This is a genomic window from Streptomyces sp. NPDC088733 (genome assembly GCF_044751185.1).
GTDB lineage: Bacteria > Actinomycetota > Actinomycetes > Streptomycetales > Streptomycetaceae > Actinacidiphila.
This window is the reverse complement of the sequence record NZ_JBIVLH010000003.1, coordinates 278,866-302,209: the sequence shown is the minus strand read 5'-3', so window position 1 is coordinate 302,209 and position 23,344 is coordinate 278,866. Positions and strand designations below refer to the sequence as shown.

18 protein-coding genes are annotated in these 23,344 nt (G+C 71.5%); 13 read left to right on the top strand and 5 right to left on the bottom strand.

What is annotated here, in order from left to right; all coding sequences use genetic code 11:
- The first annotated feature begins 58 nt into the window (after positions 1-58).
- The 6 genes from mreC to ACIP64_RS07425 all read left to right on the top strand — a co-directional run bounded on the left by mreC (position 59) and on the right by ACIP64_RS07425 (position 8,688).
- Positions 59-1,003, top strand: coding sequence for a rod shape-determining protein MreC (mreC, locus tag ACIP64_RS07450; RefSeq protein ID WP_401582787.1), 945 nt, complete (start codon positions 59-61; stop codon positions 1,001-1,003).
- Positions 1,000-1,608, top strand: coding sequence for a rod shape-determining protein MreD (gene mreD / locus ACIP64_RS07445; RefSeq protein WP_401582785.1), 609 nt, complete (start codon positions 1,000-1,002; stop codon positions 1,606-1,608). Before mreC ends, mreD begins: the two co-directional genes overlap by 4 nt.
- Positions 1,605-3,812 (top strand): penicillin-binding protein 2, encoded by a 2,208-nt coding sequence (mrdA, locus tag ACIP64_RS07440; protein ID WP_401582784.1) that lies wholly within the window; start codon positions 1,605-1,607, stop codon positions 3,810-3,812. Before mreD ends, mrdA begins: the two co-directional genes overlap by 4 nt.
- Positions 3,809-5,005, top strand: a complete 1,197-nt coding sequence (rodA, locus tag ACIP64_RS07435; RefSeq protein WP_401582782.1) for a rod shape-determining protein RodA — start codon at positions 3,809-3,811, stop codon at positions 5,003-5,005. Before mrdA ends, rodA begins: the two co-directional genes overlap by 4 nt.
- A 60-nt stretch (positions 5,006-5,065) precedes the next feature.
- On the top strand, positions 5,066-6,607 hold the full coding sequence (locus ACIP64_RS07430; protein ID WP_401582780.1) for a CHAD domain-containing protein: 1,542 nt from the start codon (positions 5,066-5,068) through the stop codon (positions 6,605-6,607).
- Positions 6,608-6,726: 119 nt separating this feature from the next.
- Complete coding sequence (locus ACIP64_RS07425) at positions 6,727-8,688, top strand: TIGR03960 family B12-binding radical SAM protein (RefSeq protein ID WP_401582778.1); 1,962 nt, start codon at positions 6,727-6,729, stop codon at positions 8,686-8,688.
- 58 nt (positions 8,689-8,746) lie between these two features.
- Here ACIP64_RS07425 and ACIP64_RS07420 read toward each other — a convergent pair whose 3' ends face one another.
- From ACIP64_RS07420 to ACIP64_RS07410, 3 genes are read right to left on the bottom strand one after another with little or no spacing between them, the layout of a single operon-like run.
- The gene (locus tag ACIP64_RS07420; RefSeq protein ID WP_401582777.1) at positions 8,747-9,949 is read right to left on the bottom strand and encodes a cytochrome P450; all 1,203 of its coding nucleotides are present in this window, start codon (positions 9,947-9,949) and stop codon (positions 8,747-8,749) included.
- Between the two features lie 39 nt (positions 9,950-9,988).
- The gene (locus ACIP64_RS07415) at positions 9,989-11,383 is read right to left on the bottom strand and encodes an NAD(P)/FAD-dependent oxidoreductase (RefSeq protein ID WP_401582776.1); all 1,395 of its coding nucleotides are present in this window, start codon (positions 11,381-11,383) and stop codon (positions 9,989-9,991) included.
- On the bottom strand, positions 11,373-11,600 hold the full coding sequence (locus tag ACIP64_RS07410; RefSeq protein WP_401582774.1) for a ferredoxin: 228 nt from the start codon (positions 11,598-11,600) through the stop codon (positions 11,373-11,375). Before ACIP64_RS07410 ends, ACIP64_RS07415 begins: the two co-directional genes overlap by 11 nt.
- Before the next feature lie 347 nt (positions 11,601-11,947).
- On the opposite strand from ACIP64_RS07410, the gene ACIP64_RS07405 reads away from it, so the two are divergent.
- The 7 genes from ACIP64_RS07405 to ACIP64_RS07375 all read left to right on the top strand — a co-directional run bounded on the left by ACIP64_RS07405 (position 11,948) and on the right by ACIP64_RS07375 (position 21,408).
- Positions 11,948-12,463 carry a GNAT family N-acetyltransferase gene (locus ACIP64_RS07405; RefSeq protein ID WP_401582772.1) on the top strand — a complete coding sequence of 172 codons (516 nt, stop codon included), beginning with the start codon at positions 11,948-11,950 and terminating at the stop codon, positions 12,461-12,463.
- A gap of 205 nt (positions 12,464-12,668) precedes the next feature.
- Positions 12,669-13,442, top strand: a complete 774-nt coding sequence (locus ACIP64_RS07400) for a TIGR03936 family radical SAM-associated protein (protein WP_401582770.1) — start codon at positions 12,669-12,671, stop codon at positions 13,440-13,442.
- Between the two features lie 218 nt (positions 13,443-13,660).
- Positions 13,661-17,764, top strand: coding sequence for an Rne/Rng family ribonuclease (locus ACIP64_RS07395; protein WP_401582768.1), 4,104 nt, complete (start codon positions 13,661-13,663; stop codon positions 17,762-17,764).
- Positions 17,765-17,996: 232 nt separating this feature from the next.
- Positions 17,997-18,317: a 50S ribosomal protein L21 gene (gene rplU / locus ACIP64_RS07390; RefSeq protein ID WP_360906893.1), complete on the top strand. Its 321-nt coding sequence runs from the start codon at positions 17,997-17,999 to the stop codon at positions 18,315-18,317.
- 14 nt (positions 18,318-18,331) lie between these two features.
- The gene (gene rpmA / locus ACIP64_RS07385) at positions 18,332-18,586 is read left to right on the top strand and encodes a 50S ribosomal protein L27 (protein WP_319664657.1); all 255 of its coding nucleotides are present in this window, start codon (positions 18,332-18,334) and stop codon (positions 18,584-18,586) included.
- Positions 18,587-18,710: 124 nt separating this feature from the next.
- Positions 18,711-20,144: a GTPase ObgE gene (obgE, locus tag ACIP64_RS07380; RefSeq protein WP_401582767.1), complete on the top strand. Its 1,434-nt coding sequence runs from the start codon at positions 18,711-18,713 to the stop codon at positions 20,142-20,144.
- A gap of 445 nt (positions 20,145-20,589) precedes the next feature.
- Positions 20,590-21,408, top strand: coding sequence for an acyltransferase (locus tag ACIP64_RS07375; RefSeq protein WP_401582766.1), 819 nt, complete (start codon positions 20,590-20,592; stop codon positions 21,406-21,408).
- A 133-nt stretch (positions 21,409-21,541) separates the two neighbouring features.
- Here ACIP64_RS07375 and ACIP64_RS07370 read toward each other — a convergent pair whose 3' ends face one another.
- Positions 21,542-22,630, bottom strand: a complete 1,089-nt coding sequence (locus ACIP64_RS07370) for an NAD-dependent epimerase/dehydratase family protein (RefSeq protein WP_401582764.1) — start codon at positions 22,628-22,630, stop codon at positions 21,542-21,544.
- Positions 22,627-23,343 (bottom strand): 2-C-methyl-D-erythritol 4-phosphate cytidylyltransferase, encoded by a 717-nt coding sequence (locus ACIP64_RS07365; RefSeq protein ID WP_401582763.1) that lies wholly within the window; start codon positions 23,341-23,343, stop codon positions 22,627-22,629. The genes ACIP64_RS07370 and ACIP64_RS07365 overlap by 4 nt, the downstream gene beginning before the upstream one ends.
- Position 23,344: the final 1 nt, after the last annotated feature.

The following is a 23,344-nucleotide window of genomic DNA, read 5'->3' as shown; positions in this document are numbered from 1 at the left end:
ACGGCACACCGGGCCCACGGCCCACACGCTCTGACGAGGAAGGCACGGACTGGCCCCCGTGAGGGACACACGAGAGAGCCGGCTTCTGCTGGTGCTGCTGGTGGCGATCGCGTTCGCGCTGATCACCGTCGACATCCGCGGGGGTGAGGACTCACCGCTGGACGGTGCCCGGTCCGCCGCGGCCGCCGTCTTCGGCCCCGTGGAGAACGGGGTCGCGGCGGCCGTCGATCCGGTGGACAACGCGGTGGACGCGGTACGCGACTCAGGCGACCGCAGCAGCCGGATCAGTGAACTGGAGCGGCAGAACGCCGAGCTGAAGCAGCAGCTCGGCAGCAAGGACGCCACCCGCGCCCGCGCCCGCGAACTCGACAAGCTGCTCAAGACCGCCGGGGCCGGCCAGTACCGCGTCAAGGGCGCGCAGGTCATCGCCATAGGAGCCGCGCAGGGCTTCTCGTGGACGGTCACCATCGACGCCGGCGCCAACGACGGCATCGAACGCGACATGACCGTCATCAACGGCGACGGCCTGGTCGGCCGGGTCACCACCGTCGGGCCGTCCACCTCCACCGTGCTGCTCGCCTGCGACCCGGACTTCACTGTCGGCACCCGGCTGGAGAAGTCCTCCGAACTCGGCTTCGCCTCGGGCCAGGGCAACCGCCCCATGCAGGTGCAGCTGCTCAACGGCAAGGCGCACGTGCGGAACGGCTACCGGCTGGTGACCTTCGGCTCGCAGGCCGACAAGCCGTTCGTGCCGGGTGTCCCGGTCGGCACCGTCTCCAAGGTCGACCGCGCGGGCGGCGGCCTCACCCGCACCCTCGAGGTCACCCCGTTCGTGGGCTTCACCAAGCTCGACATCGTCGGCGTCGTCGTCCAGGGCCCGCGCAAGGACCCCCGCGACTCGGTGCTGCCCGCCGGCCCGAAGCCGATCCCGACGGTCACCGTCACGGTGACGCCGAGCGTCGACCCCTCGCAGTCCCCGCTGAACGGGCAGGAGGTCCGATGAAGCGCGTGCTGCTCTCCACCGGCCTGGTGGTCGCCGCCATGGTGATCCAGGTGTGCGTGCTGGCCCGGCTGCACCTGCCCGGCGCGGTGCCCGACCTGCTGCTGCTGGTCGTGCTCGGCCTCGCACTGACGTACGGCCATGTCGCCGGTGCCCTCATCGGGTTCGGCGCCGGCCTGCTCGCCGACCTCGCCCCGCCCGCCGACCACGCCGCCGGGCGCTACGCGCTCGTGCTGTGCGTCATCGGCTACGCCGCGGGCCTGGCCAAGCCCGACAGCGGCCAACTGCGCTCGGCCACCCGGCCGATGCTCGTCGTCGTCGCCGCGGCCATCGGGTCCACCGTGCTGTACGCCCTCGTCGGCGCCCTCGTCGGCGATACCGCGGCGCAGCATGTGGGCCTGGGCAAGCTGCTGTTCACGGCCGCCCTGTACGACCTGCTGCTCGCGCCCTTCACCGTGCCCTGGATCATGGGCCTGGCCCGCCGGCTGGACAACGACCCACTCACCGACGACACCTCGGCGAGCGGCTTCGGCGCCCGCATCGGCGGCCAGCGCCCGAGCCTGCTCGGCAAGGTGGGGAGCGTCGCCAAGGGAGGGCGGCGGCTGTGAGCAACATCCCCGAGACCGGGCGCACGCCGCGCGTCACCATCCGCCTGGTGGTCCTCCAGATCCTCGTGCTGTCGCTGCTGTTCACCCTCGGCGGCCGGCTGTGGTTCCTCCAGATCCGCGACGGCGACGACTACACCGCGCAGGCCAACAGCAACAACGTCCAGGAAGTCGTCACCCCCGCCGTGCGCGGGGCGATACTGGACGCCAAGGGCGTGCCCCTCGCCGACAACGAGACGCGCCTCGTGGTCTCCGCCAGCCGTACCGACCTGCTCAAGCAGAAGGACGACGGCCGCGCGGTGCTCACCCGGCTGGCGTCCGTGCTGCACATGAAGCCGGACGAGGTCCTCAAGAAGGTGCGGCTCTGCGACTCGCAGACCCCCAAGCCGTGCTGGAACGGCTCCCCGTACCAGCCGATCCCCATCACCGACGAGGCCACCACCCAGCAGGCGATGCAGATCATGGAGCGCCGCGAGGACTTCCCCGGCATCACCGCGGAGCCCACCGCCGTGCGCCGCTACACCTCGCCGTTCGGGGCCAACGCCTCCCAGGTGCTCGGCTACCTCTCGCCCGTCACCGACGACGAGATCACCGACGCGGAGAAGCAGGGCCGGTCGCTGCTGCGCTCGGACCAGATCGGCCGCTCCGGCCTGGAGCGCACGTACGACACCCAGCTGCGCGGCACGGCCGGTGTCACCCGCTACGAGGTGGACAACCTCGGCCGGGTCATCGGCAAGGCCGGCGAGACCGCCGCCGTGCCCGGCAGCAACCTGGTCACCAGCATCGACGCCCGCGTCCAGTCGGTCGCCGAGAAGGAACTGCTCCAGGCGATGAAGGTGGCCCGCAAGACCTTCGACTCCGTCACGGGCAGCTACTACAAGGCGGACTCCGGCGCGGTCGTCGTCATGGACGTGCACACCGGCCAGGTCATCGCGATGGCCAGCGCCCCGAGCTACGACCCCAACGTCTGGGTCGGCGGCATCTCGGCCAAGGACTACGCCAAGCTCACCGGCAAGAAGTCCAACTTCCCGCTGCTGAACAGGGCCATACAGGGTCAGTCCGCCCCCGGTTCGACGTTCAAGGCGATCTCCACCTCCGCGGCGGTGAAGGCCGGCTACTCCATCAACGGGCACTACCCCTGCCCGTCCTCGATGACCATCGGCGGCCGGGTCTTCAACAACTTCGAGGGCGAGAGCGCCGGCGAGATCACCCTGGCGCACGCGCTGGAGATCTCCTGCGACACCGTCTTCTACCACCTGTCCTACGACCAGTGGCTCAAGGACGGCGGCACCAAGCCCAAGAAGCACCCCGCGGACTGGTTCTACAAGACCGCCAAGGCCTACGGCCTGGGTTCGCTGACCGGTATCGACCTGCCCTCCGAGGTCACCGGCCGGATCCCCGACCGGCAGTGGAAGCGCGACTACTACGAGGCCAACAAGACCTACTGGTGCAAGGTCGCCAAGAGCGACAAGCAGGACTACGCCAGCCAGATCGCGCGCGAGAACTGCGTCGACGGCTATGTCATGCGTGCCGGTGACTCGGTCAACTACGCGATCGGACAGGGCGACACGCTCGTCACCCCGATCCAGATGGCCCGCATCTACTCGGCCATCGCCAACGGCGGCAAGCTGTACCAGCCGACCATCGGCAAGGCGATCATCAGCGCCGACGGCAAGACGATCACGAGGATCAAGCCGAAGGTCACCGCGAAGGCCCCGGCGAGCGCGAACACCCTGAAGTACATCAACGAGGCCCTGGAAGGCGTGGTCACCAGCGGTACCGCGGCCTGGCGCTTCAACGGCTGGCCGCAGGACAAGATCACCCTGCACGCCAAGACCGGTACCGCGGAAGTCGCCGGCAAGCAGACCACCTCGTGGTTCACCACGTACACCAAGGACTACGCGGTCATCATGACGATCTCCCAGGGTGGTACGGGTTCCGGCGGTTCCGGCCCGGCCGTCCGCGCCATCTACGAGGCGATGTACGGCGTCCAGAAGGACGGGTCGATCAACAACAAGAAGGCCCTGCTCCCGCACCCCGAGACCGCGCTGCCCAAGATCACCGCGGACGGCACGATCCAGGCCCGCAAGGCCGCCTGGGACGTGCCCGCCGTCCCGTCCGCCCCGGGCGACGGCGTGTACACGGCCGCCGCACTGCCCCCGGACCGCTCCGAGAGGTTCCTGCTGGGCAGGAGGTACGGGGCATGAGCACCAGCGGCTACACCATGCGGCGCTTCACCCCGGAGAAGGGCGCCATCGGCAAGCTCATGGCGCGCGACTCGATAGTGCGCCGGATGGACTGGGTCCTGCTCGGCTCGGCGCTCGCGCTGTCGATGATCGGCGCCGCCCTGGTGTACTCGGCGACCCGCAACCGCACCGAGCTCACCCACGGCGACCCGCTCTACTTCCTGCTGCGGCACCTGCTCAACACCGCGATCGGCTTCGGACTGGCGGCCGGCACCGTGGCGCTCGGCCACCGCCGGCTGCGCGGCGCGGTCCCGGTGCTGTACGCGATCTCGGTCCTGCTGGTCCTGGCCGTCCTCACCCCGGTCGGGTCGACGGTCAACGGCGCGCACGCCTGGATCGTGCTCGGCGGCGGGTTCTCCCTCCAGCCGTCCGAGTTCACCAAGCTCACCATCATCCTGAGCATGGCGATGATGCTCTCCGCCCGGGTGGACGCGGGCGACCGGATCCACCCGGACCACCGCACCGTGGCCCAGGCCCTGGGCTTCGCCGTCCTGCCGATGGCCATCGTCATGCTGATGCCCGACCTGGGTTCCGTGATGGTCATGGCGGTCATCGTGCTCGGTGTGCTCCTCGCCTCCGGGGCGTCCAACCGCTGGGTGCTCGGCCTCATCGCGGCGGGCGCCGGCGGCGCCGTCGCGGTGTGGCAGCTCGGCGTCCTGGACCAGTACCAGATCGACCGCTTCGCCGCCTTCGCCAACCCCGCCCTCGACCCGGCGGGCGTCGGCTACAACACCAACCAGGCGCGCATCGCCATCGGCTCGGGCGGACTGCTCGGCAAGGGCCTTTTCCACGGCAGCCAGACCACCGGCCAGTTCGTGCCGGAGCAGCAGACCGACTTCGTCTTCACCGTGGCGGGGGAGGAGCTCGGCTTCGTCGGCGCCATGCTGATCATCGTTCTGCTCGGCGTCGTCCTGTGGCGGGCCTGCAAGATCGCGCGCAACGCGACCGACCTCTACGGCACGATCATCGCCGCCGGCGTCGTGGCCTGGTTCGCGTTCCAGGCGTTCGAGAACATCGGTATGACGCTCGGCATCATGCCGGTCGCCGGTCTGCCGCTGCCCTTCGTCTCGTACGGCGGATCCTCGATGTTCGCGGTCTGGGTCGCGGTCGGACTGCTCCAGGCAGTGAAGATGCAGCGCCCCATGTCCGCCTGAACGAGTCCACTGGGTGAATGCACCATTGCGGTGGCCCCAACCCCCGATTACGGTCCAGTCATGGGAAAGCGTGTCGCGGAGACCGAGCGCAAGTACGAGGCCGCCGGACGGGGCCGGGAGCCGGACCTGGACGGGCTGCCGGGCGTGGCGTCCGTCCGGGTCGTGGAACCGGCCGAGCTCGACGCGGTGTACTACGACACCACCGATCTTCGCCTGGCGACCCGCCGTGTCACCCTGCGGCGGCGCACCGGGGGCGACGACGCGGGCTGGCACCTGAAGCTGCCCACCACCCTCGCCGACACGCGCACCGAGGTCCACGCCCCCCTGGGCAAGCAGGGACGCAAGGGCGGCCCCCGCGTCCCCGCGGCCCTCGCCGACGAGATCGCCGCCGTCGTCCGCGGCCGTGAACTCGTCCCCGTCGTACGGCTGCGCACCGCCCGCAAGCGGATCCGGCTGCTGGACGCCAAGGGCAGGGCGCTGCTGGAGATCGCCCGCGACCACGTCACCGCCTCCGTCCTCGACAACGGCGGCCACCCCACCTCGGAGACCACCTGGGACGAGGTGGAGGCCGAACTCGCCGACGGCGGTACGGCCCTGCTCGACGCCCTGGAGAAACGCCTCGTCAAGGCCGGGCTGCGACGTTCCGACAGCCCCTCCAAACTCGCCCGCGCCCTCGGGGACCGCCTGACGGCCGCCCCCCGGCCGAGCGCGCCGCCCTCCTCCGTCGAGTCCGCGGGCGACGTGGCGATGGCCTACGTCCACCAGCAGGTCGACGCCATCGCCGCCTGGGACCCGGCCGTCCGCCGCGACGAGGCGGACGCCGTCCACCAGATGCGCGTCTCCACCCGGCGGCTGCGCAGCGCCCTCAAGAGCTTCCGCCGCGAACTCGACCGCGGGGCCACCGACCCGATCGGCGACGAACTGAAGTGGCTGGCGGGCGTCCTCGGTCTGGAACGCGACCGAGAGGTGCTCGCCGAGCGGCTCCGGGACCGCCTCGACGACCTCCCCGTCGACCTCGTCACCGGCGACCTGACCGAGCGCGTCGGCGGCGACGCGCCCGTCCACGAGGGCGCCCGCGCCGAGCTCCTGCGCGAACTCGGCGGCGCCCGCTACTTCCGCCTCCTCGACACCCTGGAAGCCCTCCTCGCCGAACCCCCGTACCGCGACCGCGCCAAGGCGCCGGCCGCCTCCGCCGGCGCCAAGGCCGTCAGCCGCGACCACCGGCGCCTGCGCGAGCGCGTCGAGCCCGCACTCGCCATGGAACGCGGCCACGAGCGCGACCTCGCCCTCCACGAGGCCCGCAAGGCCGCGAAACGCGCCCGCTACAGCAGCGAGGCCGCCCAGGCCGTCCCCGGCCTGCGCAAGCCCGCCAAGCAGCACACCAAGCGCATGAAGTCCGTCCAGCAGGTCCTCGGCGAGCACCAGGACAGCGTCATCTGCCGCGAGGCCGTCGCCCGCCTCGCCGGCGACGCCCGCACCGCCGGCGAGGACACCTTCCCCTACGGCGTGATGTTCCAGGTCGAACGCGATCTCGCCGACGCGGCGGAGGACGCCCTCCCCAAGGCCTGGGGCAAGGCCGACCGCGGCAGCCTGGCGGGGTGACCGGGTCCCCGCGGCGCCCGTGCGGGGGCGCCGCGGGGGGCCGTGAGCGGCCGGGGAGCCCACCGTGACGCGTTACGCTGAATGGTCACCACCCTGCCAGCTCACGAAAGACACCTCTCATGCCTGTCGAGTCGGTCTTCCCTCGCCTGGAAGCGCTTCTCCCCCACGTTCAGAAGCCCATCCAGTACGTCGGCGGAGAGCTGAACTCCACCGTGAAGGACTGGGACTCCTGTGACGTCCGCTGGTCGCTGATGTACCCGGACGCCTACGAGGTCGGACTCCCCAACCAGGGCGTCATGATTCTCTACGAGGTGCTCAACGAGCGCGAGGGCGTGCTGGCCGAGCGCACCTACAGCGTCTGGCCGGACCTGGAGGCGCTGATGCGGGAGCACGGCGTCCCGCAGTTCACCGTGGACGCCCACCGCCCCGTGAAGGCCTTCGACGTGCTCGGCCTGAGCTTCTCCACGGAGCTCGGCTACACGAACATGCTGACCGCCCTGGACCTCGCGGGCATCCCGCTGGAGGCGAAGGACCGTACCGAGGACGACCCGATCGTGCTCGCGGGCGGGCACGCGGCGTTCAACCCCGAACCCATCGCCGACTTCCTGGACGCGGCGGTGATCGGCGACGGCGAGCAGGCCGTCCTGGAGATCACCGACGTCATCCGCGCCTGGAAGGCCGAAGGCCGCCCCGGCGGCCGCGACGAACTGCTCTTCCGGCTGGCCCGCACCGGCGGGGTGTACGTGCCGAAGTTCTACGACGTGGAGTACCTGGCCGACGGCCGGATCGCCCGCATGGTGCCCAACCGCTCCGGCGTGCCGTGGCGCGTGTCCAAGCACACCGTCATGGACCTCGACGAGTGGCCGTACCCGAAGCAGCCCCTCGTCCCGCTCGCCGAGACCGTCCACGAGCGCATGTCCGTGGAGATCTTCCGCGGCTGCACGCGCGGCTGCCGCTTCTGCCAGGCGGGCATGATCACCCGCCCGGTGCGCGAGCGCAGCATCACCGGCATCGGCGAGATGGTCGAGAAGGGGCTGAAGGCGACCGGCTTCGAGGAGGTCGGCCTGCTGTCGCTGTCCTCCGCCGACCACACCGAGATCGCCGACGTCGCCAAGGGCCTCGCCGACCGGTACGAGGAGGACAAGATCGGCCTGTCCCTCCCGTCCACCCGCGTCGACGCCTTCAACATCGACCTGGCCAACGAACTCACCCGCAACGGCCGCCGCTCGGGCCTCACCTTCGCCCCCGAGGGCGGCTCCGAGCGCATCCGCAAGGTCATCAACAAGATGGTCTCGGAGGAGGACCTGATCCGCACCGTCGCCACCGCCTACGGCAACGGCTGGCGCCAGGTGAAGCTGTACTTCATGTGCGGCCTGCCCACCGAGACCGACGAGGACGTCCTGCAGATCGCGGACATGGCCAAGAACGTCATCCAGAAGGGCCGCGAGGTCACCGGCCAGAACGACATCCGCGCCACGGTCTCCATCGGCGGCTTCGTGCCCAAGCCGCACACCCCGTTCCAGTGGGCCCCGCAGCTCGGCGTCGAGGAGACCGACGCCCGCCTGGAGAAGCTCCGCGACGCCATCCGCGGCGACAAGAAGTACGGCCGCAACATCGGCTTCCGCTACCACGACGGCAAGCCCGGCATCATCGAGGGCCTGCTCTCCCGCGGCGACCGCCGCGTCGGCGCCGTCATCCGCGCCGTCTACGAGGACGGCGGCCGCTTCGACGGCTGGCGCGAGCACTTCAGCTTCGACCGCTGGGCCCGCATGTGCGAGAAGGCGCTCCCGGAGCAGGGCGTCGACCTCGACTGGTACACCACCCGCGAGCGCACCTACGAGGAGGTCCTGCCCTGGGACCACCTGGACTCGGGCCTGGACAAGGACTGGCTCTGGGAGGACTGGCAGGACGCCCTCGACGAGACCGAGGTCGACGACTGCCGGTGGACCCCGTGCTTCGACTGCGGGGTGTGCCCCCAGCTCGACACCCACATCCAGATCGGCCCGACCGGCAAGAAGCTGCTCCCGCTGACGGTCAAGAACGCCGCCCCGGTGGGAGCCGCCGGCGGTCACACGCACTGATGCCGGGGCGCGCCCGTCCGCACACGGGCGGAGCGCGCCTCCGGCATGCCCGCGGAGCTCAGGCCGTGAGGCTCTCGATCGCGACGGGGAGGTGGCGGGGGCCGCGCAGGACCGCGTTGGCGCGGTAGGGGGGCGGGTCCTCGAGCAGCCGGGAGAACTTGACCCGGCGGAACAGTTCGGGCACGGCCAGGTGGAGTTCCATCCGGGCGAGCGGGGCGCCGAAGCAGTAGTGGATGCCGGTGTAGAAGCCCAGGTGCTCGTTGTCCTTGCGGTCGGGGTCGAACCGGTCGGGGTCCTCGAAGCGCTTGGGGTCGCGGTTGGCCGCGGCCAGCATGAGCCACACCGGCGAGCCCTTGGGGATCGTGGTGCCGGCGATGTCGATGTCGGCGATCGCGGTGGTCCACGGCACGAACTGCACGGGCGGCTCGTACCGCAGGACCTCCTCGACGATCGGGACGGCCAGGTCCGGCTCCTTCAGGAAGCGTTCCAGGACGTCGGGGTGGCGCAGCAGGGTGAGCGTCGTGTTGGTGATCGCGTTGACCGTGGTCTCGTGGCCCGCGACCAGGAGCAGCACGGCGGTGGCCTCCAGGTCGGCCGGTGTCATGTCGGGCGCGAGCGCGCTGAGCATCCCGGTGCCGGGGTGGCGGCGTTTGCTCTCGATCAGGTCGGACAGGTAGCCGCCCAGCTCCTCGCGCGCCTGCTGCCCCTTGGCCTGGCCCGCCTCGCCGGCCTGGGGATCCAGCGCCGACGCCAGCGCGTCGGCCCAGACGTGGAAGCGCGACTCGTCCTCGCGCGGCACGCCCAGCACCTTGCAGATGGCGGTGACGGGAAGGGGATAGGCGAAGTCGTCGACGATGTCGACCTGGTCCTTGCCCTCGAAGGCGTCGAGCAGTTCGGTGACGACCCTGGCGAGTTCCCCGCGCAGGTCCTCGATGAACCTGGGGCTGTGCGGGGGGCCGAAGGGCCGGTTGATGGTGTCGCGCAGCCGGTCGTGCACCGGCGGGTCGGTGAAGATGAAGCTCGGCGGCAGGTTGGTGTCGTCCGCGTGCCCCGTGCGCGCGAAGCCCGCGGGCCGGTTGCGCGTGTCGTTGCTCAGCCGCGGGTCGTTGGCCAGGCTCCGCACCTCGTAGTAGGTGCTGACCACGTAGGTGCCGTCGTCCAGCAGCCTCACCGGGATCTCGCGCAGTTCCTCGTAGAGCGGGTACGGATCGGCCCGGTGGGCGTAGTCGGTGATCTGCTCGATGATGCTGCCGGACGTCATGGCGTCTCCTGGGGGCTCCGGGCGGCACTGGGCCGGCGATCAGGCGTGCGACGGAGTGAAGGCGACGCGCCGTTCACTCGGTGAGTGGCCCGTCAGCGTGACCGTGGCCCCGTGGGTGGGCAGATGGGGGTCCGGGAAGGCCGGGTCGACCGGCTGCGCGGTCTCGGAGCGGCAGTCGACCGTGCGGTAGTCCGGCGGGAAGGGCGCGCCGGCCGCGATCTGCTGCTCGTAGAAGCCCAGCCACTTGGCCCCGTCGAAGGACACCGCGGCGATGACGCGGCCGCGGTAGCCGTACACCGCGACGAACCGGTCCTCGGCGAGGGCCCCTTGGGCGACGACCAGCCGGTCTCCCAGCGGGGGCACGCCCACGGACTTGATGTTGACGCCGAACTGGGAGGACCAGAACATCGGCAGCCACAGGTGGGGACGGCGCTCGGGGCTCGCGCAGACCATGTTGTGGGCGGCGATCTCTGCCTGCTCGACCGCGTTGCCCCAGTGCTCCAGGGACAGGAACTGGTAGTCGAACAGCGGGTGGGGGCTGCGGGCGACGTCGCCGGCGGCGTAGATGTCGTCGGTGACGATGCCGTTGACGTCGAACACCCGGCATCCGGCGTCGCAGGCGATCCCCCGGGGACCGGCGGCCACTCCCGAGCCGGCGAGCCATTCGGTGTTGCGGACGGCGCCGAGCGAGACGACCGCCACCTCCACGTCGATCACCGAGCCGTCCGACAGATGGGCGCGCCTGAGCCGCCCGACGTAGTCACCCTCCAGTGCGGTGACGCTGATGCCGCAGCGCAGATCGACCCCCTTCCTGCGCTGCATGCGGTCCGCGACCGCGCCGATCACTCCGCCGAGCGCGCCCACCAGCGGTGCCGGGCCGCGTTCGGCGACCGTGACCTCGATGCCGAGTTCCCGGCACGCGGAGGCGACCTCGGAGCCCGTGAAACCGGCGCCGATCACCAGCACGCGGGAGACACCCCCGGTCAGCTTGCGGTGCAGGCGTACGGAGTCGTCGCGGGTACGCAGCACGAACACGCCGTCCAGCGCGGCCTCTTCCGGATGGATCCAGGGTCGCGCCCGGGTCCCGGTGGTGATCAGCAGGCGGTCGTAGGGGACGGTGTCCCCGCCCGCCAGGCGCACCAGTTTGGCGTCCCGGTCCAGGCCCTCGGCGGCGGTGCCCAGCCGCCACTCGGCGTCGATGTCGCGCCGCCGCGGCAGCGCGGTGTCCTCGGGCCGGGCCCGTCCGAGCAGCGCCTGCTTGGACAGCGGCGGCCGGTCGTAGGGTTCGTACGGCTCGTCGCCGATCATGGTCAGCGATCCGGTGAAACCCCGGTCGCGCAGGGTCTCCGCGGCGCGCAGCCCGGCCAGCGAGGCACCGACGACGACGATGCGGCCCCTGCGCCGCAGGACCTCGACGTCCGTGTCAGCCGACATGGGGCCGCACCCCCTTCGTCGGTTCGTCCGACCAGTCGACGAGGATCGCCTGGACCGGGCATGCGGCGGCGGCCTGCTCCACGCGGTCGCGTTGCGCCTCGTCGAAGCGCGGGGTGAACAGCAGCGCCTCGTTCCCGTGGAGGGAGAAGACGTCCGGGGCGAGGAAGACGCACTGCGCGAATCCCTGGCACCGGTTGAGATCGACGACAAGCCTCATCTGGAATCCGCTCCCTGGTCAGGCCGCGGCCCCCCGGTGCACCGGCGCTCCGCGCCGCGGGCTCCGCAACCGTTGCGCTCGGTCTACCCGATCCGATGGCATGCCTTCCCCTCAGAATCGGCTCCCTCCCAGCGGCCCGCAAACCGGGAGCGGGCGGGACGAAGGTCCAAGGGCCCGGTTGGCGAAGGGCGGACCGGGTGCCGCGGGGACGCAGCGCCGCCGCGGTGCGGGGCCGGCGAACTTCTCACCGCCGGAGCGCAGTTCCCCCGGGTGTCGGGGAGTGCCGCGCGCGGCGAACGGACCTGCCCGGCCGCGCCGTCCGCCCGGCGGTGACGCAGACTGAGGCCGTGCCGCCCTCACTCGTGCGTCCCACCACCGCCGTCCACGCGTCCTACGTCGCCGCGATGGAGGAGTTCCGGGCCGAGGGGCGCGGCGCCCGGGGCGAGCTCTCGGCGATCGGGAACGCGCTGCGCAAGTACGGCGACCGCTGGCGGGACCCGGCGGTCTTCGCCGAGCACGTGACGAAGGTCCGGGGCCCGACCCGCGACCCGGTCGACCTGTGCGTGACGTACTGGTACGTGGACGGCGACGCCTTCCTCGGCCGGCTCTCCGTCCGCCCGCAACTGACGCCGCCCTGGGGCGAACTGCTCGGCCACGTCGGCTACGACGTCCGGCCGTCCGCACGGCGCAGGGGGCACGCGACCGCGATGCTCCGTGCCGCTCTGCCGCTGGCCCGTCAACTCGGCCTCGACCCGGCCCTGGTCACCTGCGACGCGGGCAACGCGGCCTCGCGGAGGGTCATCGAGGCCAACGGCGGGATCCTCGACGGCGCCACCGGGGGCAAGCTGCGCTTCCGGGTGTGACGGGGCAGCCGGCGGGCACGGGACCCGCGGCGCCCGGGGCGCGGGGACGGTTGCGGGGCCCGTGGTGCACGGTGCGGATTCGGAAGCCCGGAACCCCCAGTAACCTGGAAGGTGACAAGCAGCCCCACTCGGGGCGACCAGACGCACGAGGGACTGAACGACACTGGGCAAGCGACAGCCCGAAGGCCCGCCGCCCGCACCCGCGGTGCAGCGCATCCGACTGCGCTACACCAAGCGCGGCCGCCTCCGGTTCACCAGCCACCGCGACTTCCAGCGCGCATTCGAGCGGGCGCTGCGGCGCGCCGAGGTGCCCATGGCGTACTCGGCCGGTTTCACCCCGCATCCCAAGGTGTCGTACGCGAACGCCGCACCCACCGGCGTCGGCAGCGAGGCCGAGTACCTGGAGATCGCGCTCGCCGAGGCCCGGAAGCCGGAGAAGCTGCGCCTGCTGCTGGACGAGTCGCTGCCCGGCGGTCTCGACGTCGTCGACGCCGTGGAGGCCCGCACCTCGGGTCTCGCCGAGCGCCTGGAGGCGTCGGTGTGGCAGCTGCGGCTGGACGGTGTGGAGCGGGCCGACGCCGAAAAGGCGGTGGCCGCGTTCCTGGCCGCCGAGGCCGTCGAGGTCCAGCGGATGACGAAGAACGGCGTGCGCAGTTTCGACGCGCGCGGCGCCGTGACCCGGCTCGAAGTGGTCGACCCGCAGGTCGCCGCGGGCCATGGCGACGGCTTCGAACAGGGTGCCGATAGGCCTGGGCCAGCACCTTGTGCGATACTGCGGCTGGTTGTTCGGCATTTGACACCTGCCGTGCGACCCGACGACGTCCTGTCCGGCCTCCGTGCGGTGGCCGACCTCGCGCCGCCGGTCCCCGCAGCGGTGACCAGGCTGGCGCAGGGGCCGCTCGACGAGGAGACCGGCACGGTGACCGATCCGCTCGCGCCTGACCGCGATGCCGCGACGGTACCGGAAGGCTCAGCGTAGGACTGCCGTCGTTGTGCCGCCGAGGCGTTCGGGGTGACCCGGAACCGGCAGCACGCATCAGACGAGACTTTCGTCGGCCCGTCAGGGCGGTGCCGACGAGCGATACGACAGCTCCCGTGTGGCGCCCGCGCCCCCGGGCGGCGGCACCGCGAAGACGCGGGCCGCCGTGGACCGGATCAGGGTGCGGCGCCCGGGAGCGTGACGGGAGAAATGCCCGCATGCTCGAGAACAACGAGCCGAACGAGGCGCCCGAGAACGGCGCCCCCGAAAACGCCACCGGTGGCACCGGCGGCACCGACACGGAGGCCACGGCCGCTCCGCGCCGACGGCGCCGCGCGGCCTCACGGCCGGCGGGTCCGCCCGCCGGCGCCGTGAACGCCCCCGAGGCGGCCGACGCGCCCGCCGGTGCTCCGGCCATACCGGCCGAGGCGCCCGTCGAGGCCGAGGCCGCTCCCGCGCGCACTCGCCGCCGGGCCACCCGCAAGGCCGTCGCGCCGGAGAGTGCGCCCGCGGAGACGGCGGAGGCGGAGGCGGCCGAAGCCGCACCGGCTCCGGCCCGTCGTCGTGCCACGCGCAAGACGGCCGCACCGGCGCAGAACGCCGATACCCCCGAGATCCCCGAGACCACCCAGGACGCTGCGTCCACGCAGGCCGCTCCCGCGGAGCAGGCCGAGCCGTCCGCGGCGCCGCCCCGCGCGCGGCGCCGTGCGACCCGCAAGGTCGCCAGCCCCGAGCCGGTCGAGGCCGCGATGTCGGCCGAGGCCGCGGACACGCAGGCCAAGGAGCTCCAGGCGGACCTGCCGCTGCACGCGGAGGCCCCGGCCGAGCAGGCCGAGCCGGCCGCCGCCCCGGCGCGTACCCGCCGTCGTGCGACGCGCAAGGTCGCCAGCCCCGAGCCGGCTGCCGCCGCCGAGGCCGCTGCCGCCGCGGACGCACCCGCGAAGGCACTGCGGGAGCCGGCCGGCAAGGCCGCGGCGGCGGAGCAGCCCAAGGCGCGCCGCAGCCGCAAGCGGGCCGCCCCGGCCGCTTCGTTCCTCGCGGCCGACGACGGCTCGCGCCGCCTCAAGCCGGGCGCGCTCGCGCCGCGTGAGGAGGAGGCGAAGGCTGTGGAGGCGCCCGCCCCCGAGGCCCCCGCCGCCGTGGCGCAGCCGCGCGTCTACACCGCCAAGGCGATCCAGGACGGGACCGGCTGGGCCGTCGAGGTCGAGGACGCGTACGAGATCCGCGGCTACGGCGACACCGTCGAGGAGGCGCGTGCCAGGGCCGTCGAGGCCGTGGCGGAGGCCTTCGGCGTACCCGCTGGCAGCGTGGTCGTCGAGGTCCGGGACGAGGTGCCCCGCGGCGGGCGGCACGAGGCCGTGAAACCCGTTGTCGAGGCCGCCGAGGCTGCCGAGGCCCCCGAGGAGGAGCCCGCGCCGTCGCGGGGCCGCCGTCGCGCGACCCGCCCGCCGATGGCGGTGTTCCAGGCGCCGGTGTTCCAGGCGCCCGGCACGGCGCCGGTGGAGCGGCCCCAGGCCGAGCGGCCCGTCGAGGACGAGCACGAGCCCGAGAGCGACGTCGCCGACGGGCACGACACCGACGAGTACCCGGCCGCCGAGAGCGCCGGCCGCCGTCGCCGCCGCCGTCGCCGCGGTGAGCCCGCCGAGGTCGCCGTGGCCGCGGAGACGCACGCCGGCCGGATCGCCGACGAGCACGACGACGCCGAGGCCGACGACCACGACGACGCCGAGACCGACGCCCACGAGGACGCCGAGGCCGACGAGCACGAGGCGGACGACGACCACGAGGGCGACCGCCCGTCCCGCCGCCGCCGCCGTGGTGGCCGCCGCCGCCGTCGCGGCGAGGCCGCCGAGGGCGAGGAGACCGCCGCCGGCGAGGAGGACGAGGAGGACGAGGGCGAGGAGGACGCCGAGGACCACGCGGGCGACAGCACGAGCAGCCGTCGCCGCCGCCGTCGCCGCCGCCGTGGCGGTGACGCGGGCGAGGAGAACCTGGGCGAGGACGCCCCCGAGCGCACGGTCGTCAAGATCCGTGAGCCCCGCAAGGCGGCCGAGCCGGCCGACGAGGTGCAGTCCATCAAGGGCTCCACGCGTCTGGAGGCCAAGAAGCAGCGCCGCCGGGAGGGCCGCGAGCAGGGCCGTCGCCGGGTGCCGATCATCACCGAGGCCGAGTTCCTGGCCCGCCGCGAGGCGGTCGAGCGCGTCATGGTCGTGCGTGAGAACGGCGACCGGACGCAGATCGGCGTGCTGGAGGACGGCGTCCTCGTCGAGCACTACGTGAACAAGGAGCAGGCCACCTCGTACGTCGGCAACGTCTACCTGGGCAAGGTCCAGAACGTCCTGCCGTCCATGGAGGCCGCGTTCGTCGACATCGGCAAGGGCCGCAACGCGGTGCTGTACGCCGGTGAGGTCAACTTCGAGGCGCTGGGCATGTCGGGCGGCCCGCGCCGCATCGAGGCGGCCCTGAAGTCGGGCCAGCCGGTCCTGGTGCAGGTCACCAAGGACCCGATCGGCCACAAGGGCGCCCGTCTGACGAGCCAGGTCTCGCTGCCCGGCCGCTACCTGGTCTACGTGCCCGAGGGCTCGATGACCGGCATCAGCCGCAAGCTGCCCGACACCGAGCGCGCCCGGCTGAAGCAGATCCTCAAGAAGATCGTCCCCGAGGACGCGGGCGTCATCGTGCGCACCGCCGCCGAGGGCGCGAGCGAGGACGAGCTGCGCCGCGACGTCGAGCGGCTCCAGTCGCAGTGGGAGGACATCCAGAAGCGGGCCAAGACCGGCAACGCGCCGTCGCTGCTGTACGGCGAGCCGGACATGACCGTCCGGGTCGTCCGCGACATCTTCAACGAGGACTTCAGCAAGGTCGTCGTCAGCGGTGACAACGCGTGGGAGACCATCCACGACTACGTCACGAACGTCGCGCCGGACCTGGCGGACCGGCTGGGCCGCTGGAGCTCCGAGGTCGACGTCTTCGCCACGTACCGGATCGACGAGCAGCTGCTGAAGGCGCTGGACCGCAAGGTCTGGCTGCCGAGCGGCGGTTCGCTGGTGATCGACCGGACCGAGGCGATGGTCGTCATCGACGTCAACACCGGCAAGTTCACCGGTCAGGGCGGCAACCTCGAGGAGACGGTCACCAGGAACAACCTGGAGGCGGCCGAGGAGATCGTGCGCCAGCTGCGGCTGCGCGACCTGGGCGGCATCATCGTGATCGACTTCATCGACATGGTGCTGGAGTCCAACCGCGACCTGGTCATGCGCCGCCTGCTGGAGTGCCTCGGCCGGGACCGCACCAAGCACCAGGTGGCCGAGGTCACTTCGCTCGGCCTGGTGCAGATGACCCGCAAGCGGGTCGGCCAGGGCCTGCTGGAGTCGTTCTCCGAGACCTGCGTGCACTGCAACGGACGCGGCGTCATCGTCCACATGGACCAGGCCACGGCGGTCGGCGGCGGCGGCAAGCGCAAGCGCCGTCGCGGCGGCGGCGATGAGCCGGTGGCCGCCGAGGTGGCCGGCGGCATCGCCGAGGTCGAGGCCGACGAGGCCGACGAGACCGAAGCGTTCACCGAGTTGGAGCCGGCCGCGGTCGCCGAGGCCGAGCTGGTGCCCGCGGTCGGCGGAGCCGACGACGAGTGGTTCAGCAGCCCGGCGGAGGCCGAGGCGGCGGCCGGCCGGCGTTCCCGGCGGCGCGCGTCGCGGCGGGTCACCGCCCCGGTGAGCTCGCCGGACGCCACGGCGGAGGTCGTCACGGTCGTCCCGGCCGCGGCCCCTGCCACCGAGCCGCAGGCGGCGGAGGCCGCCGCGGTCGCCGAGCCGGCCCCGGTGGCCGAGGAGGCCGTCGCGGAGGCGGCGCCCCCGGCCCGTACCCGGCGCCGGGCGACCCGCAAGGTCAGCGCGCCCAGCGCCCCGGCCGGCGAGGCCGAGACGGTGGTCGTCCCGGCCTCGGCGGAGCCGGTCGCCGAGCAGGCCCCTGCCGAGGAGCCCGTGGCGGAGGCCGCCGAGGCCGCGCCGCCCACCCCGCGCCGTCGTGCCACGCGCAAGGTGTCGGCGCCCTCGGGCCCGTCCAGCGCCGAGGCCGAGGCCGCCGTTGTGGTCATCCCGGCCGCCGACGCGCAGCCGGCGGACACCGGCGCGGAAGCGGCGGAGGAGGCGGAGGCCGAGGCGGAGCCCAAGAAGCGGGCCCCGCGCAAGACCGCGGCCAAGAAGGCCCCGGCCAAGAAGGCCGCCGCGAAGAAGACGGCCGCGAAGAAGACCGCGGTGAAGAAGACGGCGGCGAAGAAGTCCGCCGCGAAGGCCACGGCCGAGGCGCCCACCGAGGCGTCCTGACCCCGGGTCACCGCACGCGGGCCGTCCCCCACCGGGGGGCGGCCCGCGGCGCGTCCCGGGGCATGCGCATCCCGGTTTGACCCCATCGGGGGCGCCCCGTAACCTTGACCTTCGGCGTTTTAGCGCCCATTCCTGAGCACCTCCCTCCCGGCCCGGCCGGGAGAGGCCCCCCACGCTCCGCAGGGACGGCTGGCGTCAGGAGTGACGATCCGAGCGAGAGAGTGAGTTCCGCGTGTACGCAATCGTGCGCAGCGGTGGCCGCCAGCACAAGGTGGCCGTCGGCGACATCGTCGAGGTTGACAAGATTTCCACGGGCAAGGTGGGCGACGCGGTCGAGCTCTCGACCCTGCTCGTGGTCGATGGCGAAGCCGTCACCAGCGACCCGTGGGTGCTGGCCGGGATCAAGGTCCAGGCCGAGATCGTGGACCACCACAAGGGCGTCAAGATCGACATCCTGCGGTACAAGAACAAGACCGGCTACCGCCGTCGTCAGGGTCACCGCCAGCAGTACACGGCGCTGAAGATCACCGGCATCCCCGCCGCTGCGAAGTAAGGGACTGAAGAGAGATGGCACACAAGAAGGGCGCATCGTCCACCCGGAACGGTCGCGACTCCAATGCCCAGCGGCTCGGCGTCAAGCGCTTCGGCGGCCAGGTCGTGAACGCCGGTGAGATCATCATCCGCCAGCGCGGCACCCACTTCCACCCCGGCGCGGGCGTCGGCCGTGGCAAGGACGACACGCTGTTCGCCCTCGCCGCCGGTGCGGTCGAGTTCGGCACCAGCCGTGGTCGCAAGGTCGTGAACGTCGTCCCGGTCGCCTGAGCGATCGCACGCGTACGACGTCACCGAGGGCGGACGCTGCTTCCCGGGCGGGAAGCAGGTCCGCCCTCGGCGCGTTGCACCATCGGCACCAGCACGTCACTGTTTGTTTGAGGAGGAAGACGGCATGACAACCTTCGTGGACCGCGTCGAGCTGCACGTCGCCGCGGGTAACGGGGGCCATGGCTGCGCCTCCGTGCACCGGGAGAAGTTCAAGCCCCTGGGCGGCCCCGACGGCGGCAACGGCGGGCGGGGCGGTGATGTGATGCTGGTCGTCGACCAGGCGGTCACCACGCTCATCGACTACCACCACAGCCCCCACCGCAAGGCGACCAACGGCAAGCCCGGCGAGGGCGGCAACCGCTCCGGCAAGGACGGCACGGACATGGTCCTGCCGGTGCCGAACGGCACCGTCGTCCTGGACAAGCAGGGCAATGTGCTCGCCGACCTCGTCGGCCACGGCACCACCTTCATCGCCGGCCAGGGCGGCCGCGGCGGCCTCGGCAACGCGGCGCTGGCCTCCGCCCGCCGCAAGGCCCCCGGCTTTGCGCTGCTGGGCGAGCCGGGCAAGGACCAGGACATCGTCCTGGAGCTCAAGACCGTCGCCGACGTGGCGCTGGTCGGCTACCCGAGCGCGGGCAAGTCCTCGCTCATCTCGGTCCTGTCGGCCGCCAAGCCGAAGATCGCCGACTACCCGTTCACCACGCTCGTGCCCAACCTGGGCGTGGTGACCGCCGGGTCCACCGTCTACACCATCGCGGACGTCCCCGGGCTGATCCCGGGTGCGAGCCAGGGCCGCGGGCTGGGGCTGGAGTTCCTGCGGCACGTCGAGCGCTGCAGCGTCCTCGTGCACGTCCTGGACACCGCCACGCTGGAGTCCGAGCGCGACCCGGTCTCCGACCTCGACACGATCGAGGAGGAGCTGAAGCAGTACGGCGGTCTGGGCGACCGGCCGCGGGTCGTCGTGCTCAACAAGGTGGACGTGCCCGACGGGCAGGAGCTGGCCGACATGGTCCGCCCCGAGCTGGAGTCCCGCGGCTACCAGGTCTTCGAGGTCTCCGCGGTCGCCCACAAGGGCCTGCGGGAGCTGTCGTACGCCCTCGCCGGCATCGTCGCCGAGGCGCGGGCCGCCAAGCCCGTCGAGGAGGCCACCCGTGTCGTCATCCGGCCCAAGGCCGTGGACGACGCGGGCTTCACGATCGTCGCCGAGGACGGTTTCTACCGCGTCGTCGGCGAGAAGCCCGAGCGCTGGGTGCGCCAGACCGACTTCTCCAACGACGAGGCCGTCGGCTACCTCGCCGACCGGCTCGCCCGCCTCGGGGTCGAGGAGCAACTCCTCAAGGCCGGTGCCCGCCAGGGCGACGAGGTCGTCATCGGCAGCACCGAGGACGCGGTCGTCTTCGACTGGGAGCCGACCATGGCCGCAGGCGCCGAGATGCTGGGCCGCCGCGGCGAGGACCACCGCTTCGACGCACCGCGGCCGGCCGCGCAGCGGCGCCACGACCGCAATGCGGAACGGGACGAGGCCGAGCGCGAGTACCACGGCTTCGAGCCGTTCTAGAGCCGGCTGAAAGCACAGACAGCGGTCCGCGTACTCGGCGGAGAACTTTTCGGAGTCGCCGAGTACGCGGACGGGCCGCTCGAGGGTACGGATCCCGGATCAGGGTGCATCGTTTAGCCACCACGGGGTGGAAGCGGCTTTCCGTCGCGTCGCGCAATGCCGCAATCCATACTGCGTCAGAAGTTCTCACTTCTTTCGAGATATTTCGCCCGGAACCCGCTTGGTCAACTCCCGTGGACAAACGCTTGGACCACGTTGGACCCGAGCGATATGGCGCTGAATGCTTTCGATCCCGTAGTCGATGTCGTGATCGGCAACCGGGTCGTTCGGGCGACTGCTCAGAGATAGAGTCATCTGATAGCTTAAGCGGAAACACGCAGGCCGGAACGGAGGTGCGAGGGGCTGGTCCGACCCTGACCCGGTCGAGCGCATACCCTCAGAAACGATGCTGCAACTGCACAAGCTCGAGCGTTACAAGGACGATCAGGGAAATGAGATCGTCTACGACGGTGAGATACGCGAGGACAAGATCGATATCCGGTTCAAGGGATCGAACAACACACTCGTCATCAGCGCCGACGCCGACATCAGGGACCTGCTCGTCACCTTCTCGGGAGACAACGGGCGGATCGAAATAGGTTCGACCGTGAAGAAGCGCGCGGGTCTCCGCTTCGAGTTGCGCTGCGGACACGAGTCCCGGATCCGGATCGGCGAGAACGTGGGCTGCGCCGGCCGCACCTTCATCTCCGCAGTCGAAGGCGTGTCGGTGACGATCGGTGACGATGTGATGTTCGCGAAGAACATCGAGGTGCGCGGCGACGACACCCACCCGATTTTCGACGTGCGCACCGAGAAGCGCATGAACCCGTCCCAGTCGATTGTCGTGGGCGAACACGTCTGGATCGCGAAGCACGCGGTCGTGATGGGCGGTGTCACCATCGGCAACGGCTCGGTGATCGGCTTCCGCAGCATCGTCACCTCGTCCATTCCGAACAACTGCATCGCGGTCGGAGCACCGGCGCGCGTGGTGCGGAAGGACATCGCCTGGGAGCGTCCCGAGGTCGTGCCGCGCCGCCCGAACGAGCAGTATCCGCGCAAGGGCGAGAAATCCCCGAAGTACTGGAACCTCACCGATGAGACGGCGATCCCGGAGAAGCCGGTGGTGCGGCCGCGGGCGGAGGCGCCGCAGCGGCGATTGGCCCGACGTCTCCCGGCACCGGTACGGCGACTGGCCCGCAAACTGCGCCCGTCGCGAAAGGTCTGACGCGACCGTCGATCGCGGTGGCCGTCCGGCACCGAGGTGTTCCGGATGCCGAATGACATCAGCCCGGCAGCAGATCGCCTCGGCACGAACTTCGTTCGTGCCGAGGCGATCTGCTGCCGGGCGGCTCTCGTTCTCAGCCTGCTGGGTGCGGAGTTCGCCCGACGGTCGCCTCCAGATGGGTCACCATGCGGTTCAGCCCGACCGACAGGTCGACCACCGGGCTCCAGCCGAGGGCCGCCAGCCGCGCGCTGTCCAGTCCCTGCTTCTTGGCCAGGCTGTAGGACCGCGCGTCGGACTCGTTGCTGAAGCGCAACTGGAGTCCACGGTCCGGCCGGACCTCGGTGAACAGCTCCGCCAGGCGCCGGATGGAGACCAGCCCGGCCGGATCCGCGACGTTGTAGGCCGTCTGGTCACCGCGGAGCAGCGCATAGAACATCCCGGCGATGGCGTCGGCCACGTACGTGTAGGTGCGCACGCCCGAGCCGTCGCTGTTGAGCACGATGTCCTTGCCGGCCACCACGCTCGCCGCGAAGTCGGCCTGCACCCGCCCGTCGTCGAGCGCCATCCCGGGCCCGTAGATGTGGCCGAACCTGACGACACGGCAGTCGATGCCGTGCTGAGCCTGGTAACTCGCGCAGATGGTCTCCGCGGCGCGTTTGCCCTCGGCGTAGCAGGCGCGAGGGTTGAGGATGTCGAAACCGCCGTAACTCTGCTCGTCGATGAGCTCGGTCTCCGGAGGCTGGGCTCCGTACACCTCGGCAGAGGACATCAGCACGAAACCGCGGCTGGCCTTCGCCACGCAGAGGTCGAGCAGATGGAAGGCGCCCAGGAGGTTGGCCTGGATCGTCGCGACCGGCCGGCTGCCGTGCAGGGCGGGCCGTGCGGCACTTGCCCCGTGGATCACGTAGTCGACGGGGCCGGACAGTTCGAGCGGGACCGACACGTCCTGGACCACGAGGTGGAAGTCGGGGCGGTCGAGCACGTCCGCGAGCAGACGCCTGGCCTTCTCCTCGTTCCGCACCAGACCGTGCACGGTGATGCCCAGCCCGTGCCGGTCGTTCAGCGCGAGCAGGGTGTAGACGGCGTACGAGGGCAGCATGCCGCTCGCGCCGGTGACGAGCACGGCGCGACCGGACAGCTCGTTCCACGGCAGGTCGCGGTCGAGGATTTCGTCGAGGTCGTGCGCCACGACCGAGCTGGAGACGGTGGTCACTGGAGTCACGTACCTACGATCTGCTGGTTCTCGATGATCTCGAAGAAGGTCCGGCAGAGGTAGAAGTCCTCGGCCGTCGTGATCTTTATGTTCGAGCGGGGGCCGACCACCCGGTAGAGCTTCTGACCGTACCGGTGCATGAGGGAGCACGAGTCGATGCTGTCGTGCTCGCCCTCGGCGACCGCCCGGTCGTACAGCCCGAGGATCTGGCCGAGCCGGAAGCTCTGCGGGGCCTGCGCGGCGTAGATGTGGTCGCGCGGGATCACATCGTCGATGTGCTCGTTCTCGCTCGACACCACGGTCTCGTTGAACTTCGTGCAGGTGATGGCGGAGCCGTGCTCCTTGACGGTCTCGATGTTGGCGGTGATCAGCTTCGCGTCGATCAGTGGCCGCACGCCGTCGTGGATGAGGGCCACGGTGTCCTCGGGGCACTCGGCGGCCACCGTCCTGAGGGCGTTGTGCCGGGACTCCTGACCGGTCTTGCCGCCGTCGACGATCCACCTCACCTTCTCGATCTCGTACCGCTTGAGCAGCTTCACCATGTGCTCGCGGTATTCGGGAAGGATCGCGATGGCGATGGCATCGATGTCCGGGTGGCTCTCGAAGCGCTCGAGGGTGTGGATGATGATCGGCTTGCCGTTGATCTCCAGGAACTGCTTCGGGAGGTCCCGCGAGTTCATCCTCGAACCGATGCCGCCGGCGAAAAGCAACGCAACGTTCACA

Coding starts and splice junctions, on each gene's coding strand:
- obgE (WP_401582767.1), top strand. CDS start 18,711: ATGACAACCTTCGTGGACCGCGTCGAGCTGCACGTCGCCGCGGGTAAC.
- ACIP64_RS07375 (WP_401582766.1), top strand. CDS start 20,590: ATGCTGCAACTGCACAAGCTCGAGCGTTACAAGGACGATCAGGGAAAT.
- ACIP64_RS07395 (WP_401582768.1), top strand. CDS start 13,661: ATGCTCGAGAACAACGAGCCGAACGAGGCGCCCGAGAACGGCGCCCCC.
- rodA (WP_401582782.1), top strand. CDS start 3,809: ATGAGCACCAGCGGCTACACCATGCGGCGCTTCACCCCGGAGAAGGGC.
- ACIP64_RS07420 (WP_401582777.1), bottom strand. CDS start 9,949: ATGACGTCCGGCAGCATCATCGAGCAGATCACCGACTACGCCCACCGG.
- ACIP64_RS07425 (WP_401582778.1), top strand. CDS start 6,727: ATGCCTGTCGAGTCGGTCTTCCCTCGCCTGGAAGCGCTTCTCCCCCAC.
- ACIP64_RS07430 (WP_401582780.1), top strand. CDS start 5,066: ATGGGAAAGCGTGTCGCGGAGACCGAGCGCAAGTACGAGGCCGCCGGA.
- ACIP64_RS07415 (WP_401582776.1), bottom strand. CDS start 11,383: ATGTCGGCTGACACGGACGTCGAGGTCCTGCGGCGCAGGGGCCGCATC.
- mreD (WP_401582785.1), top strand. CDS start 1,000: ATGAAGCGCGTGCTGCTCTCCACCGGCCTGGTGGTCGCCGCCATGGTG.
- ACIP64_RS07410 (WP_401582774.1), bottom strand. CDS start 11,600: ATGAGGCTTGTCGTCGATCTCAACCGGTGCCAGGGATTCGCGCAGTGC.
- rpmA (WP_319664657.1), top strand. CDS start 18,332: ATGGCACACAAGAAGGGCGCATCGTCCACCCGGAACGGTCGCGACTCC.